This window comes from Paratractidigestivibacter sp. (assembly GCF_963660155.1).
Lineage (GTDB): Bacteria > Actinomycetota > Coriobacteriia > Coriobacteriales > Atopobiaceae > Paratractidigestivibacter.
In genome coordinates this window covers 12,467-25,974 of record NZ_CAVKWG010000040.1, presented here as the reverse complement: position 1 = coordinate 25,974, position 13,508 = coordinate 12,467, and the positions used below count along the sequence as shown (strand labels likewise).

13 protein-coding genes are annotated in these 13,508 nt (G+C 62.8%); 1 reads left to right on the top strand and 12 read right to left on the bottom strand.

Translation table 11 applies throughout. The features are described from left to right. Positions 1-275: 275 nt before the first annotated feature. From U5709_RS07525 to U5709_RS07495, 7 genes are all read right to left on the bottom strand, one after another. Entirely contained in the window at positions 276-929 is a 654-nt protein-coding gene (locus U5709_RS07525; protein ID WP_321973121.1) for an HAD-IA family hydrolase, read from the bottom strand. 5 nt (positions 930-934) lie between these two features. Beyond that, positions 935-1,792 carry an L-ribulose-5-phosphate 3-epimerase gene (locus U5709_RS07520; protein WP_321973120.1) on the bottom strand — a complete coding sequence of 286 codons (858 nt, stop codon included), beginning with the start codon at positions 1,790-1,792 and terminating at the stop codon, positions 935-937. A gap of 116 nt (positions 1,793-1,908) precedes the next feature. After that, complete coding sequence (ulaG, locus tag U5709_RS07515; RefSeq protein WP_321972183.1) at positions 1,909-3,033, bottom strand: L-ascorbate 6-phosphate lactonase; 1,125 nt, start codon at positions 3,031-3,033, stop codon at positions 1,909-1,911. A gap of 85 nt (positions 3,034-3,118) precedes the next feature. Further along, positions 3,119-4,171, bottom strand: coding sequence for a hypothetical protein (locus U5709_RS07510; protein ID WP_321972182.1), 1,053 nt, complete (start codon positions 4,169-4,171; stop codon positions 3,119-3,121). Positions 4,172-4,287: 116 nt separating this feature from the next. After that, positions 4,288-4,596: a PTS sugar transporter subunit IIB gene (locus U5709_RS07505; protein ID WP_321972181.1), complete on the bottom strand. Its 309-nt coding sequence runs from the start codon at positions 4,594-4,596 to the stop codon at positions 4,288-4,290. A 178-nt stretch (positions 4,597-4,774) separates the two neighbouring features. Next, on the bottom strand, positions 4,775-6,277 hold the full coding sequence (locus tag U5709_RS07500; protein WP_321972180.1) for a PTS ascorbate transporter subunit IIC: 1,503 nt from the start codon (positions 6,275-6,277) through the stop codon (positions 4,775-4,777). Between the two features lie 170 nt (positions 6,278-6,447). Then, positions 6,448-6,915, bottom strand: coding sequence for a PTS sugar transporter subunit IIA (locus tag U5709_RS07495; protein ID WP_321973119.1), 468 nt, complete (start codon positions 6,913-6,915; stop codon positions 6,448-6,450). 310 nt (positions 6,916-7,225) lie between these two features. On the opposite strand from U5709_RS07495, the gene U5709_RS07490 reads away from it, so the two are divergent. After that, positions 7,226-8,002 (top strand): DeoR/GlpR family DNA-binding transcription regulator, encoded by a 777-nt coding sequence (locus U5709_RS07490; RefSeq protein WP_321973118.1) that lies wholly within the window; start codon positions 7,226-7,228, stop codon positions 8,000-8,002. 83 nt (positions 8,003-8,085) lie between these two features. Here the strand turns inward: U5709_RS07490 and U5709_RS07485 are convergent, their stop codons facing one another. From U5709_RS07485 to srtB, 5 genes are all read right to left on the bottom strand, one after another. Beyond that, positions 8,086-8,844 (bottom strand): transposase, encoded by a 759-nt coding sequence (locus U5709_RS07485; protein ID WP_321970654.1) that lies wholly within the window; start codon positions 8,842-8,844, stop codon positions 8,086-8,088. Between the two features lie 298 nt (positions 8,845-9,142). After that, positions 9,143-9,856, bottom strand: coding sequence for a phosphoribosylglycinamide formyltransferase (gene purN / locus U5709_RS07480; RefSeq protein ID WP_321973117.1), 714 nt, complete (start codon positions 9,854-9,856; stop codon positions 9,143-9,145). Next, positions 9,853-10,926 carry a phosphoribosylformylglycinamidine cyclo-ligase gene (gene purM, locus U5709_RS07475; RefSeq protein WP_321970656.1) on the bottom strand — a complete coding sequence of 358 codons (1,074 nt, stop codon included), beginning with the start codon at positions 10,924-10,926 and terminating at the stop codon, positions 9,853-9,855. Before purM ends, purN begins: the two co-directional genes overlap by 4 nt. 1 nt (position 10,927) lies before the next feature. Next, the gene (gene purF / locus U5709_RS07470) at positions 10,928-12,457 is read right to left on the bottom strand and encodes an amidophosphoribosyltransferase (RefSeq protein ID WP_321970658.1); all 1,530 of its coding nucleotides are present in this window, start codon (positions 12,455-12,457) and stop codon (positions 10,928-10,930) included. Between the two features lie 105 nt (positions 12,458-12,562). Continuing rightward, complete coding sequence (gene srtB / locus U5709_RS07465) at positions 12,563-13,507, bottom strand: class B sortase (RefSeq protein ID WP_321973116.1); 945 nt, start codon at positions 13,505-13,507, stop codon at positions 12,563-12,565. Position 13,508: the final 1 nt, after the last annotated feature.

Here is a 13,508-nt window from a genome sequence, read left to right as displayed (position 1 = left end):
GACGTAAACGCGATACCCGTGCACAGTTTTGCCGCTCGTGCGACGTAGTTTTTAGCCACGGCGAGTCTACGGACAGCAAAACCGCAGGTAAGCTTTCTGAAAACCATGGATTTGCCGCGTTTTAGGCCTAAACTACGTCGCACGAGCGGCAAAACCTTGCATCCCCATGGCGCTTGCGTTGCACAGGCGGCAAAACCTTGCAACCCGCGGCTGCAGCCTGGCAGCGCGGACACGAAAACGGGCGCCCCGCGGGGCGCCCATCTTTTTTTGCTGGTTTACCAGCTAAAAGTTACGAAGTCCTCCAGCGACTCGTCGGCGGCAGCTTGGGCAGCGGCGGCCCCGCGGTAGCAGACAGTCCAAACACCCGCAGCCACTGCGCTCGCCACGCCGGCCCCCGAGTCGTCGAAGGCCACCGCACCCCGGGCCGCACCAGCGTCCCCCAGCGCCAGGTATTCCAGCGCCCGCAGGTACGGCTCGGGGTCGGGCTTGCGTTTACTCACCATCTCTGCGCCGACGATGGCATCGACGCAGCTGAGCAGCCCGAAGCGGTTAAGCGCGCGCACGAGGCCCGACGTCGGCGAGGAGGACACAACGGCGATTTTTGCGCCGGCCGACCGCAGCGCGAGCCACAGGTCGGCCAGGCCCGGGTTCGGCTTGAGTCCAGGATCGCCATAGATCTGCGCGTCCGAATCCCAAACCGCCCGGTACTCGTCGTGGCTCACCTCAATGCCGTTTGCCGCCAGGAGCTTTCGGCTCTCTACCTCGGAAGAAAGGCCGATAAAGCTCTCGAGCTCGGTATCGGTCGGCTCGTACCCGAAGTGGCGAAGCACCCGCCGATCGAGCTCCACGTAGAGCGGCTCGGTGTCGGCGATGACCCCGTCGAAGTCGAAGAGCGCGTATCGGATCCGCGCCGGCTTCGTGCGCGCCATGGTCGCTACTTCCCGCAGCGGGCGAAGGCGGCCTCAATCTTGCCGCGCACGTACTCGCTCGCAAAGGCGGTCTCCTCGCGCCAGTTCTCGGCGCCGACGTACCAGAACTCGGCCACGAAGCGACGAACGCCCTGCTTAATGCACTCGTCGAGCGCCTCCCAGTCGGTGGTGCCGGTGCCGAAGGGGATCTCGCGGTAGGCGCCCGCGACGGTCTCCTTGCAGTGGGCGGCGACGATGTGGCCGCGGCCGGTTGCCAGGTCGTCGGTCACGGACTTGCCGTAGAGGAAGCTCGCGTTGGTGAGGTTGCCCAGGTCGGGATAAACGCCCAGGTAAGGGCTATCGATCTGGCTCACGTACGCCATGGACTTCTCGACGGTGTCCATAAACGGCGTCTCCATGGTCTCGAAGCCCAGAAGCACGCCCTCGCGGGCGGCCATCTCGGTGGCGCGGGCCAGGTTCTCGGCGAACCACTTGCGGGTCTCGTCGGTGCCGTCCTCGTAGTAGACATCGTAGCCGGCGAGCTGGATGGTGCGGACGCCCAGGTCACAGGCGAGCTGGATGGCCTTCTCCATGATCTGGAGGCTGCGCTCGCGCACGTCCGGGTCGGTGGCGCCGAACGGATACTTGCGGTGGCCCGAGAGGCACATCGAGCGAATGGGCAGGCCGCACTCCTGCTGGAGGCGCACGAGCTCGCGGCGCTCGTCGGCCGTCCAGTCGAGGCGGGCGAGCTTGGCGTCGGTCTCGTCGACGGAGATCTCAACGTAGTCGAAGCCGGACTCGCGGGCGACGTTCAGGCGCTCCTCCCAAGTGATGTCGTTCGGAACGGCCTTCTCGTACATGCCGAGCAGATACTGCTGAGCCATGTCATTTCCTCCCAAGGGATGGTGTCCAAGACAAGAAGGGCCGACCGCCCAGGTGAACGGTCGGCCCTGTCACATCAAACTCTGTATAAGACGAAGGGACTGTCCCCTTGTCTTACTTAGAGGACGGAGCGGAACGGGACGTTAGGCTCCTCGTCGAAGCAGTCCTCGAAGCCGCGCTGGTACACGAAGTACTTCTTGCCGTTCTCGAAGTCGGTCGGGTAGGTGTAGTGGCCGCCGACCTTCCAGTAGTAGGGCTTGAACTCGTAGCCGAGGCGCTCGCGGCGCATGTTGTAGAGAACCTCGATCTCGCGCAGGTCAGCCTCGAAGTTGGTCCAGACATCCCAGTGGATGGGGATGACGACCTTGCACTGCAGGGCCTCGGCCATGCGCAGGACATCGGAAGCCTCCATCTTGTCCTGCATGCCCATGGGGTTGCAGCCGTAGGAGCCGAAGGCCACGTCGACGCCGCCGTACTGCTTGGCGATGTCCTTGCCGTGCTTGGCGAAGTAGATGGAGTAGTGGGAGTCACCGGAGTGGTAGATGTTGCCGCCCGGGGTGCGGAGAAGGTAGTTGACGGCCTTCTCGTCCATGTCCATCGGGCAGACGCCCCAGAGGTCCTCGCGGTCGGGACCGGTGGAGTCGGTGGTGGTAATGCAGGTGCGGTCGAAGGAGTCCATGCAGACGATCTCGATGTCGCCGACCTTGATCACGTCGCCGGGCTTGACGGTGATGCAGCGCTCCTCGGGCACGCCCCACTTGAGCCAGAACTCAACGGACTTCTTGGGGCCGATGAACGGCACGGGGATCTCGTTACCGTCGGCGTCGGTGGTGGTCATGCCGGACTGGATGACGTGGGCCGCGAACTCCTTGGACATGTGGTCCTGGTGGTAGTGGGTGGCGAGAACCGCGTCGACGTGCTTGATCGCGAAGGGATCAAAAACGTAGGGGATGTTGCGCAGGTTGGGCTGCATGGCGCGGCAGCCGGCCATGTTGGCCATCTGGTGGCCGACCTTCATCTTGCCGTCGCCGTGGGTGCGCTTGCCGTTGCCGGTCCACAGGTCGATGGTGATGGCGGTGTTGCCCGGGGTCTTCATGTAGATGCCGGTGCAGCCGAGCCACCACATCTCAACGGTGCCGGGGGCGGGCTGGGCCGCCTCCATGTCCTCGTTCAGCCACGTGCCCCACTCGGGGAACGTGTTCATGATCCAGCTCTCGCGGGTAACCTCGTCGATAGCAGACATGTCTTACCTCCTGGTATTACTCATGTGGACGATGGTCCACGGTTTTCCTTGGGAGTGAACAAAGGGACTGTCCCTTTGTCCGCGCTTAGGACTCGACGGTGTAGAGGGCGACCTGGTTGGTCTCGCGGTTCGCGGCGATGATGCGCTGCGTGCCCTCGTCGTCGATGACCCAGCAGTTGGCGGGGCCGAAGTCGTGGTCGATCTGCTCGATGGCGTAGTCGCCGTCCACGTAAGAAACGCGCAGCAGGTCGCGGCCGTCCTTGCGGTTGCCGACGACGGCACAGGGCTCGCCGCCCAGCTCGCCGGACCAGATGGCGTGCAGGAAGTTGCGCTTCTCGGGGTCGGTCCAGACGCACTTGTACTCGTCCGCGTTCTCGGTGGCGTGCCAAACCTGCAGCGTGTCGCCGTGGAACTTGGACATGGTCAAGATCTCCTCGACGCCGTCGCCGTCGAAGTCGCCCACGCAGATGTCGCTCGTGGGGTTGACGATGAGGCAGGCCACGTCCCACTCGCCGTCAGCGGTCGCGGGCGGCACGTAGCGGAACACGCCGCCGGCCGTGGACACGAGCGCGTAGCTGCGGTCGGGGGCGAACCAGAAGCCGTGGTTCTGGACCTGGGCGGCGGCCAGACAGCTGAGCTGCAGCTGGTTGTCGTCGCCGTAGGTCTCGGCGGCCTCGTCGAGGCGCGCCACCCACACGGCGCCGGGGGTCTGCCAGTCGTTCTTGATCTCGCGGCAGGCGCCCTTGATGGTGCAGGCGATGACCCACAGGCCACCGTCGGCACCCTTGAGCAGGCCGAAGCGGTGCACGTAAGGCAGGTCGCAGAGCTTGGTGGAGCTCCAGGAGCCGTCAGCCGCGCGGGTGTAGGTGCGGATGTGGGCCGTGTCGCCGCCGTAGTTGGGCGAGAAGAACTCGCAGGTGGCCATGAACTGGTCGTCGCGGCCGGGGACCTGCGTGATGGTCATGACGCCGCCGGGGCCCTCGGCCACGGTCTCCATCGGCTCGCCGTCGAGGGCGAAGCGACGGATCGGGCCCTGCTTCTCGACGCCGATGAGGAAGCTCTTGGCGTCGGGGCCGTCGAAGGTGCCGATGGCGTAGGCCAGGTTCATCTCGGCGACTACCTTCTTGGAATAGTTCATTTTGCTGCCAATCCTCTAAATAGCTTCGAACTTTGGAACTTGCCGCGCCCAGGCACTAGGCATTGGGGGGCGCACCCGCGCGCGGCAAGAATCGCGTTTGCGTAAGGGTTCGGGCCTTAGGCCTTGAACTTCTCGACAGCGCCGGTCTCGACGAGGTGCTGCTCCATCTCGGCGTCGGAGAGGACGTTGCGCAGGCCGATGACGTTGACGCCGGCGGCCTTGGCGGAGTCGTACATGTTCACGAAGTTGAGGGGCGAGAAGACGATGTCGTACTGACGGGCCACGGAAACGCCCTCGGAAAGAGCGCAGTGGTGGATCTCCTGGACGCCCATGCCGAGCTTCTTGGTGACGCGCTCGCAGGTCATCTTCATCATGAGGGAGGTACCGGCACCGTTGGCGCAAGCGACGAGGATCTTAGCGTTCATTTGTCTCTCCTTTTTCTCCCGGTTGCCCGGGTCATTTTGCCAGGCCCCATGCCTGGTTATTTGTTTGCAAGAAGGGCGGCCGGCGGACCGACCGCCCTTGTAGAGCTGGTAAATCTTGGTGCTTTGGCCCAAGCGCTGGGGCCTTGGCTAGGCGACGAGGTGTGCTAGGCGGCGAGTCTTACTTGATGCCGTTGGCGCGCATCTCCTTGCACTTCTGCCAATCCTCGACCTCGAGGAAGTAGGTCTCCTTGTGCTTGCGGTACTGGATCTGCGGGATGGCGATGAGAGCCACGACGCAGATGCCAAGGCCGATGTAGCCGAGGTACTTCATGAGGACGGTCATAATCGGCCAGACGGCAGCCCAGTCCCACATGCCCATGTAGCCACCGTAGGCGGCGAGGCCGGTCATGCCAGCGATGAAGGCGGAGCCGAAGACCTGGATGACGCCGGAGATGAACGGCAGGATGCAGCAAGCGCGCAGGCCGCCCTTGTCGTTGGCGTAGACGCCGATGACGGCGTTGTCGAAGAACAGGGGCACGAAGCCGGCCATGATGACGACCGGGGAGCCCATGAGCAGCAGGATGCCGATGGACAGGAACTGGCCGAGGGCGCCGAAGAGGAAGCCGATGGTCACGGCGTTAGGAGCACCGAAGCCGAAGGTGACGGCGCAGTCGACGCCGGGCACGGAGCCCTTGAGGAGCTTGGAGGAAATGCCGGTGAAGGAGTTGGTGAGCTCGGTAACGAAGGTGCGGACGCCGAGCTGCAGGATGCTCAGGTACACGGCGAACTCGAAGGAGGTCGTCAGGATGTACATAAAGAAGTCCTGGCTCTCCTTCATGAACTCGTTCTCGACGAGGAAGTCGCGGCCGAGGATGGCAAGGATGGTGCCGAAGAAGGCGGTCATCAGGATGGCGGTGGCGACGAGGTTCTCGTTGAAGATCTTCAGGAAGCCGGGGAGCTGGATGTCGTCAACGTTCTTGGACTCCTTCTTGGAGTGCTTGTTGATCCACTCAGCGGCCTTGGAAGCCAGGTAGACGCCGTACATCTGCTGGTGAGCGATGGTGAGGCCGGCGCCGTCGGTGAGCTCCTGGGTCGGACGGATGCAGAGGTTGGAGCCGACGGCCCAGTAAAGGCCGAGCAGGACGGTCATGATGATCAGAACGACCCAGTCCTGGTTCTTGAGGGCGGGGAACGCGAAGAGGATCAGGAAGAACGCGAGGGCGGACTGCTGAACCTGGACGTGACCGGTGGTGAAGATGGCGCGGCACTTCGTGAACTTCTGGAACGCGACGAGGGCGATGTTCAGGATGAAGGCGAAGAGCAGCAGGAACATGACGAGCGAGAAGGACTTGCCGGAGATGAACTCAAGCGCGGCGGAGCTGGTGTCCTCCATGGCGGCCTGGACGGCGTTCTGACCGAAGTAGGGGTCGATGACGCAGGCGTTCATGTTGAAGCGGGTCTGCAGGCCGACGAGAACCGGGCGGAACGCGGAGGTCAGGCCCGAGGAGCCGACGAGCAGAATCTGGTAGCCGATGACGGCCTTGATGAAGCCGGCAAGGATGTCGTACCAGGGCTTCTTCATCAGGGCATAACCGAGAACAACGATCAGGCCGATGAAGTACGCAGGCTGGGTCAGGATGTTGTTAACGATCCATTGCCAGACGCCCAACAGGATGTCCATGTTGGTCCTTTCTTTCCTTGGCGGGGAACCTCTCCGTCCCCGCCCTTACCTTTGGTGCTCGCGGCGGTGTGTGCCAGACGCCGGTCGCACCGAGTGTGCTTAGCCGCTGGTTCGCGCGTCTACCTGCGGCGGATTGCTGTGGTGCTGGTGGTGCGGTGCTGGTCTGGCGCTTACTCGTCGCCGACCATGGCGTCGATCTCGAGCAGCTCCTCGGCCGTGGTGGCGCTCTTGAGCTTCTCGACGGCCTCCTCGTTGGTGAGGACGGCCATCAGGCGCTGCATGTTCTTGAAGTGCTCGTCCTGGTTGGTGGAGCAGAGGGTGAAGAAGATCTGGGCGTCGGTGTCCGGCGTCGGGTTCTCCTCATCGAAGTGGACGGACTCGGAGCTGCGCATGAAGCCGATGCCGGTGCCGTTGCAGCCCTGGGCGTTCTCGGTGGTGTGGGGCATGGCCACGCCGGGGACGAGGACGATGTAGGGGCCGTTCTTCTCGACGTTCTCGATGATGACCTCGGCGTAGACGGGCTCGACGAGACCCTCGGCCTCCAGCGGCTTGCAGCACTGGCGAAGGGCCTCGCGCCAATCCATCTCGCCCTCGCAGAAGGCGTAGCGCTTCTTCTCGACGATTTCCTTAAGAAGCATCCGGAACCTCTCCTTTCCTTTGACGCTTGTCGTTGTGTGCGTCGCATTGATGTTTGCCTTGTGAAACAAAAGGAACGATGCGAACGCTTTGATGCCTTAGTTATAGCGCAAACGTTCAGAGTGAGCATTCTATTTACGCTAAATGACGGCGAGCGGTAGATTAACAGACGTGAACGGCATTTACAATTGTTCGAATCGTTCGTTAATGCTATGTTTGAAGCGTAAACAATTAGAAGAACGTTCAATTCGTTCGTTTTTGGCGCGCTAGTCGTGCTAAATTAACTCCACGCAATTTGTCTGGGGGAAAGAAATGGCTGATAAAAAGGGTCGCGGCTTCGTCGAGCAGCGCAGGCAAACCATCCTGACCATCCTTCGTGAGAAGGGTCGCGTGAGCGTGGCCGAGCTCTCTGAGCGACTCGGCATCTCGACCCTGACCGTCCGCCGCGACCTGGACGAGCTGGAGGCGCGCGGGTTGGCGACGCGCCGCTACGGCGAGGCGCTTCTCGCCGAGAACGCGATGTCGCTCGAGCAGATGACGGTTATGTCGCCGTTCGAGAGGACCAAGGACGCTATTGCGCGGGCAGCGGCCGAGATGGTGAGCGACCATGAACTGCTGTTTATCAACACGTCGTCCACGGCGCTGATGGTGGCAAAGCACGTGGCCGCCTACGGCGTGACCATCGTGACGAACAGCCTGCACGGGCAGGAGCTCGAGGCGCCCGAGGGCGGCATGGTGCTCGTGACCGGCGGCGAGGTGCGACCACCGCGCGGTGTGCTCTCCGGCGAGTTCGCGCTGGCAAATATCCGCAGCGTGGCGGCGTCGACCTGCTTCGTCGGCTGCGCCGGCATCAGCCTAACCGCGGGCATTACGTCGACGACGCAGCAGGAGGCCATCGTCAACTCGCTCATGGTCGGGCGCAGCGACCGCATGGTGCTGCTCGCCGACTCGCGCAAGCTCGGCATCAGCGCGGGCTTCTCGTACGCCGACCTCTCGCAGGTCAACCTGCTGATTACCGACCAGGGCGCCACCGACGAGGACGTCCAGGTCCTCCTAGAAGCCGGCATCCACGAGATCCGCCGCGTCTAACCCCGCCCCCCACCATTTGGGGACAGTCCCCTTTCTGCAGCGGTTTGGGGACAGTCCCCTTTCTGCAGCGGTTTCGGGACACACTACCCCTCGCCGAGCGCCTTCATGATGGTCCAACGCCCGAGACCGGTACATCTAGTTATCTGCGTTTTATTCAAACCAACGTCAGCCAACGCGCGTATATCCCTCACGCGCTCGGAGGCTTCGCCCTCCCCAATTGATCTGGGGTTGCGTCCACCTAGTGCGGCAGTTGCCAATCCAACAGCCTCATCATCGGGAATTCGATGCCCCTTGTAAGGCGAATACGTATCGGCGAATCTCAGCGAACAAAACTCCATGAATTGTCGAGAACCGCCCAGCATCTCAAGAATCATGGTCGTGTCCGCTGCCTTTATGGCGTTACGCATCCCGGCATACTCGCCGTAACTACTCCAGTAGTAATCCTTCGCATCGCAGATTCCCGCTTTCTCTGGATTGTTGTGCACATAACGAACTGCCTCGAGGAGCTGGCCGTCATCCTCTATAGGGACCCTCCAATACCTGTCCTCAAACACATGACCGGACCTACCTTGCCGCTCGTTGAGGTGATGTGCATACGCCGTCATCAACGATTGCATTGCCTGCGCAAGGAGGCCCTCTCGCTCGCAAATAATGAGATGCACGTGATTGCTCATCAAACACCATGCAATCAACTGCGTCTCATATCGATCGAACGACTTCTTGAGCTGTTGAACAAACCGCTTCATGTCAACACTGTCCTCAAAGAGGACCCATGAGCCGTTGCCTTTCAAGATCAAGTGATAAAAGCCCGATTCTGCAATAACTCGTGCTTGTCTTGGCATCTTACCTCCCTCATTTCGGAGTGCAGGAAGCCTATCACCAAAGCAATTTGCGGTGTCTTCCGGAATTCTTACAGATATCTGCACCGCAGGTAATCGCCGTTGAGCAATCCCTGGTTGCAAAATCTGTCGGTAAGCGGTCTGTTTGAGATGACGAGCGGGGTAAATAACGCGCGCCTATGTGGCGAATTGATGCACAACGGGAGATTGAGTACACGGTTCGTCGGAAAGTGTGTCCCAAAAGTGCAGCGGTTTGGGGACTGTCCCCAAACCGCTGCAGAAAGGGGACTGTCCCCTTTTGTTAGGCGATGGTGACGGTGTTGGTGGGGGTGATGTGGACGCGGCGGGCGGCGAGAAGGGACACGACCTCGGGGTAGAGCTCGTGCTCAACGGCGTGGATGTGCTCCTCGAGCTCCTCGACCGTCCAGCCCTCCTCCACCGTCAGCGCGCGCTGGGCGATGATGGGGCCGCAGTCGTACTTGTCGTCGGCGAAGTGCACCGTCACGCCCGTGACCTTCACGCCGTAGTCGTAGGCGTCCTGGATGGCGTGCGCACCCTTGAAGCTGGGAAGAAGCGCCGGGTGCAGGTTGACGATTCGATTCTCGAACGCCTCGAGCAGCGGGCGGCGAACCATGCGCATGTAGCCCGCCATGATCACGTACTCGCAGCCGGCCTCCTTCAGCGCCGCAGCGATCTTTTCGTCTGCGGCCTCGGCATCGTCGGCGTACTCGGACTTCTCCATGACCAGCGTTTGCAAGCCCGCGGCCTCAGCACGCTCGATGCCCTTGACGCCGGGGCGGCTGGAGACCACCAGCGTGATCTGGGCGTTCAGCGACCCGTCCGCGATGCGGTCGATAAGCGCCTGCAGGTTCGTGCCGGAGCCGGAAATCAACACGCCGATCTTCAGCGGCTCGGAAGCAGCCGCGTCGTCCGCGCTGCCCTCGCCCTCGCCAACCAGCTCCTCGTCGTCCTCGACCATGCGGCAGACGCCGCCCTCGCAGCTCCAGTGGCTCATCGGTAGATCACCTCGCCGGAACCGGCCACGCACTCGCCCATGACGAACGGCTCGAAGCCCTGCTCGCGCAGCGCCTCCTCAACCGCGGCCTGGTCAGCGGGGTCGCAGATGATGCTCATTCCCACGCCCATGTTGAAGGTGCGGTAGGCCTCGTCCGGCGTGAGCCCCGCGGCCTTGACCATGTAAGAAATCACGGGCGGCATCGGCCACGCGGGGCCGTCCTCGCCGCCGCGATACACCACGGCGTCAACGTCGGCCGGCAGCGCGCGGTTGAGGTTCTCGGTGATGCCGCCGCCGGTGATGTGCGCCATCGCGTGGATCGGCGCCCCGGCCTTGAGCGCGGCCACGAGTCCGCCGGCGTAAATGGTCGTCGGGCGCAGCACGGCGTCGGCCAGCGACTCGCCACCAAGCTCTGCCAGCGGCTCGTTCAGCTCCTCGACGCTCTTGCCCTCGATGGCCACCTTGCGCACCAGCGAGTAGCCGTTGGAGTGGATGCCGGAGCTGGGCAGGCCGAGAATGACGTCGCCCACCTTGACCTTCTCGGGGCCGATCATCTTGGGACGGTCGACGACGCCCACCACAAAGCCGGCCAGGTCGTAGTCGTCCGGGTTCATGACGCCGGGGTGCTCGGCCATCTCGCCGCCGACAAGGGCGCACCCGGATTTCTTGCAGCCCTCGGCGATGCCCTTGACGATCTGGGCCACGTGCTCGGCGCGCAACTTGCCGATGGCCACGTAATCCAGGAAGAAGAGCGGCTCGGCGCCGATAGGCACCACGTCGTCCACGCACATGGCCACGAGGTCCTCGCCCACGGTGTCGTGGCGGTCGAGCAGCTGCGCGATGGCGAGCTTGGTGCCCACGCCGTCGGTACCGGAGACCAGCACCGGGTCCTCCATCTCCTTGAATCCGCCCATGGAAAAGCAGCTGCCAAAGCCGCCGAGCCCGCCGATGACCTCGGGTCGGTTCGTCTCCTTGACGGCGGCCTTGATGGCGTCGACGGCGCGGGCGCCCTCGGCAGTGTCCACGCCGGCGTCGGCATACGTAACGTGTTTGTTCTGGGAGTCGGACATGCTAATTCTCCTTATCAACCATGTTCAGGACCTCTTCGGGGTGCATCTTGGAGAGGTCACTCGCAGAGTTCATGTTGTTGGGCTCGTAACCGGGGAGGAATTTCTCCTCGTAGAACGACTTGGGGATCTCGACCGGGTAGTTGCCGTCGAAGCAGGCCTTGCAGTAGCCCACGCGCGGCACGCACTCCATCAGGCCCTCGATGGAGAGGAATCCGACCGAGTCGGCGCCGATGTGCTCGCGAATCTGCTCGAGCGTCATGTTCGCGGCGATGAGCTGGTCCTGGTCGGCGGTATCGATGCCGTAGAAACACGGCCACTTGACCATGGGGCTTGCGCTGCGCACATGTACCTCAGTGGCGCCGGCGTCGCGCAGCAGCTGCACGATCTGGCTCGAGGTGGTGCCGCGCACGATGGAGTCGTCCACCATGACCAGGCGTTTTCCGCGCACGACGTCGGAAAGCGCGTTGAGCTTGAGGCGCACGCCGCGCTCGCGCAGCTCCTGCGTGGGGGCGATGAACGTGCGGGCGATGTAGCGGTTCTTGATAAGCCCCGTGCCGTACGGAATGCCGGACTCCTTGGCAAAGCCCTCGGCCGCCGGGCACCCCGAGTCGGGCACGCCGATGACGAGGTCTGCCTCGACGCCCGTCTCGCGGGCAAGCGCGCATCCCATGTCGTGGCGCACCTGGTAGATGGACTTGCCGTCCTTAACGGAATCGGGGCGCGAGAAGTACACGTGCTCGAAGATGCAGTTGTTCAGGCTGCACGGCGCACAACCCGACTGGGAAGAAATGCCGTCGTCAGAGACGCGGATGATCTCGCCGGGGTTAACCTCGCGGACATACTCCGCGCCCACGGTGTCGAGCGCGCAGGTCTCCGACGCCACGACCCAGCCGGCATCGGCGGGCAGCTTGCCCAGCACGAGCGGGCGGATGCCGTGCGGGTCGCGAAACGCGTACATGGCGTTGTCACGCACGAGGACCATCGCGTAGCCGCCCTCGAGCATGCGCATGGTGTGCGCGATGCCCGTGCGCAGGCTGTGACCACGCTGCGTAAAGAAGCCTATGAGCTTGGCCGCCACCTCGGAGTCGGTGTTGGAACGGAAGGGGATGCCCATCTCGATGAGCTCGTGGCGCAGCGAGTCGAAGTTGACCAGCGTGCCGTTGTGGGCAAGTGCGATGATCACGTCGTTGATCATCGAGAGGTGCGGCTGCGCGGACTCCCAGCCCTTGGCGCCGGCCGTGCCGTAGCGGCAGTGGCCGCAGGCGACCTTGCCGGGCATGGCGGCCAAATCGGCGTCGGAAAAGACCTGCGTAACCAGGCCGAGATCCTTGCGCACGAGGACCGTCTTGCCGTCGCCGACGGCGATGCCGGAAGAATCCTGGCCGCGATGCTGCAGCGAATGCAGCGCGAAGTACGTCATGCGCGCGACATCGTGACTGGGTGCCCAGATGCCGAAGACGCCGCACTCCTCATGGAGCTTGTCGTCGTCCTCGTTTCGCTCGTCAGGGCTTACGAGCCGTGCTGCATTCAGGTAATCGAGCTTCTCTGACACGAAGTCTCTTCCTCTCTATGGAAAGGGCCCGCCAATTGAATCGGGCGCCGCAGCAGCGACGCCCGAATAAAACCTCTGTATGCGCTACTTGGGCACGCAGACCAAGATCACGCGGCCGTACTCGTTGTCCGTGTAGCTGCAAGTGCACAGGCTGAGCACTTTGGTGTTGTTGGCCAAGAGTTCCGAGGCGTTGGAAGCCTTGGCGCAGGCCTTGGCCTCCAGGCCGCTCAGGTAGCTCTGGTACTCCTCGGTGGAGTTGAAGGAGAAGATGCGGATGTTCTCGTCGTTCTCGTCGGTCTTGTACGTAAGGACCGGCTGCAGCTCGTAGGTGGCGTCCTCGGTCACGTACCAGATGGTGTTCACCGAGTCGAACATGCCCTGGTTCTCCATGTCGGCCACGGTCTTGAACATCGAGCCGTTATAGAGGTGGTGGCCATAGATGATGGTCTGCTGGTCGAGCATGCCGGGCTTGGTGTTCTCGGCGTCGAGGAATATCTGGCCGCCGACGGAATAGTTGCCCTCGGCATTGGTACGCAGGTATTCGTCATTATCGGAGCCCTGGTAGACGGGGTAGTTGACCACCGTGCCGGGGATTTGGATCCACCCGACGACGTCGGGGTTCACAGCCTTGAGGGCATCCCAATCAACGACGGGCGCAGAGCTGCCGGCATCGTCGACCTTGGCGTAGGTGGCGAGCTTCTCGTTGATGGTGTCCTGCTGCTTGTACTGATACTGGTTGTACAGCCACATGCCGCCCGCGGCCAACAGAAGGCCGATGCCGACGACGAGCAGGATGGTCGAGATGATGCGGACGCGTCGGCGGTTCTCCTTGCCTCCGCGGTCGTCGCCGGATTTGGAGATGACGGAGCGATATCCGACGGCCTGGGTGTTGGTGGAAGCGTGGCGGTTGCCGGCGGGCGCGTTGTAAGACTCGTCGCTGTCACTCGTCGAGCGGACGGGGGACGAAGCGGCGATATGCGCGGTCGCGGCGCTCTGGTCGGCATCGGTTTCTTTAAAATGCTTGGCCATG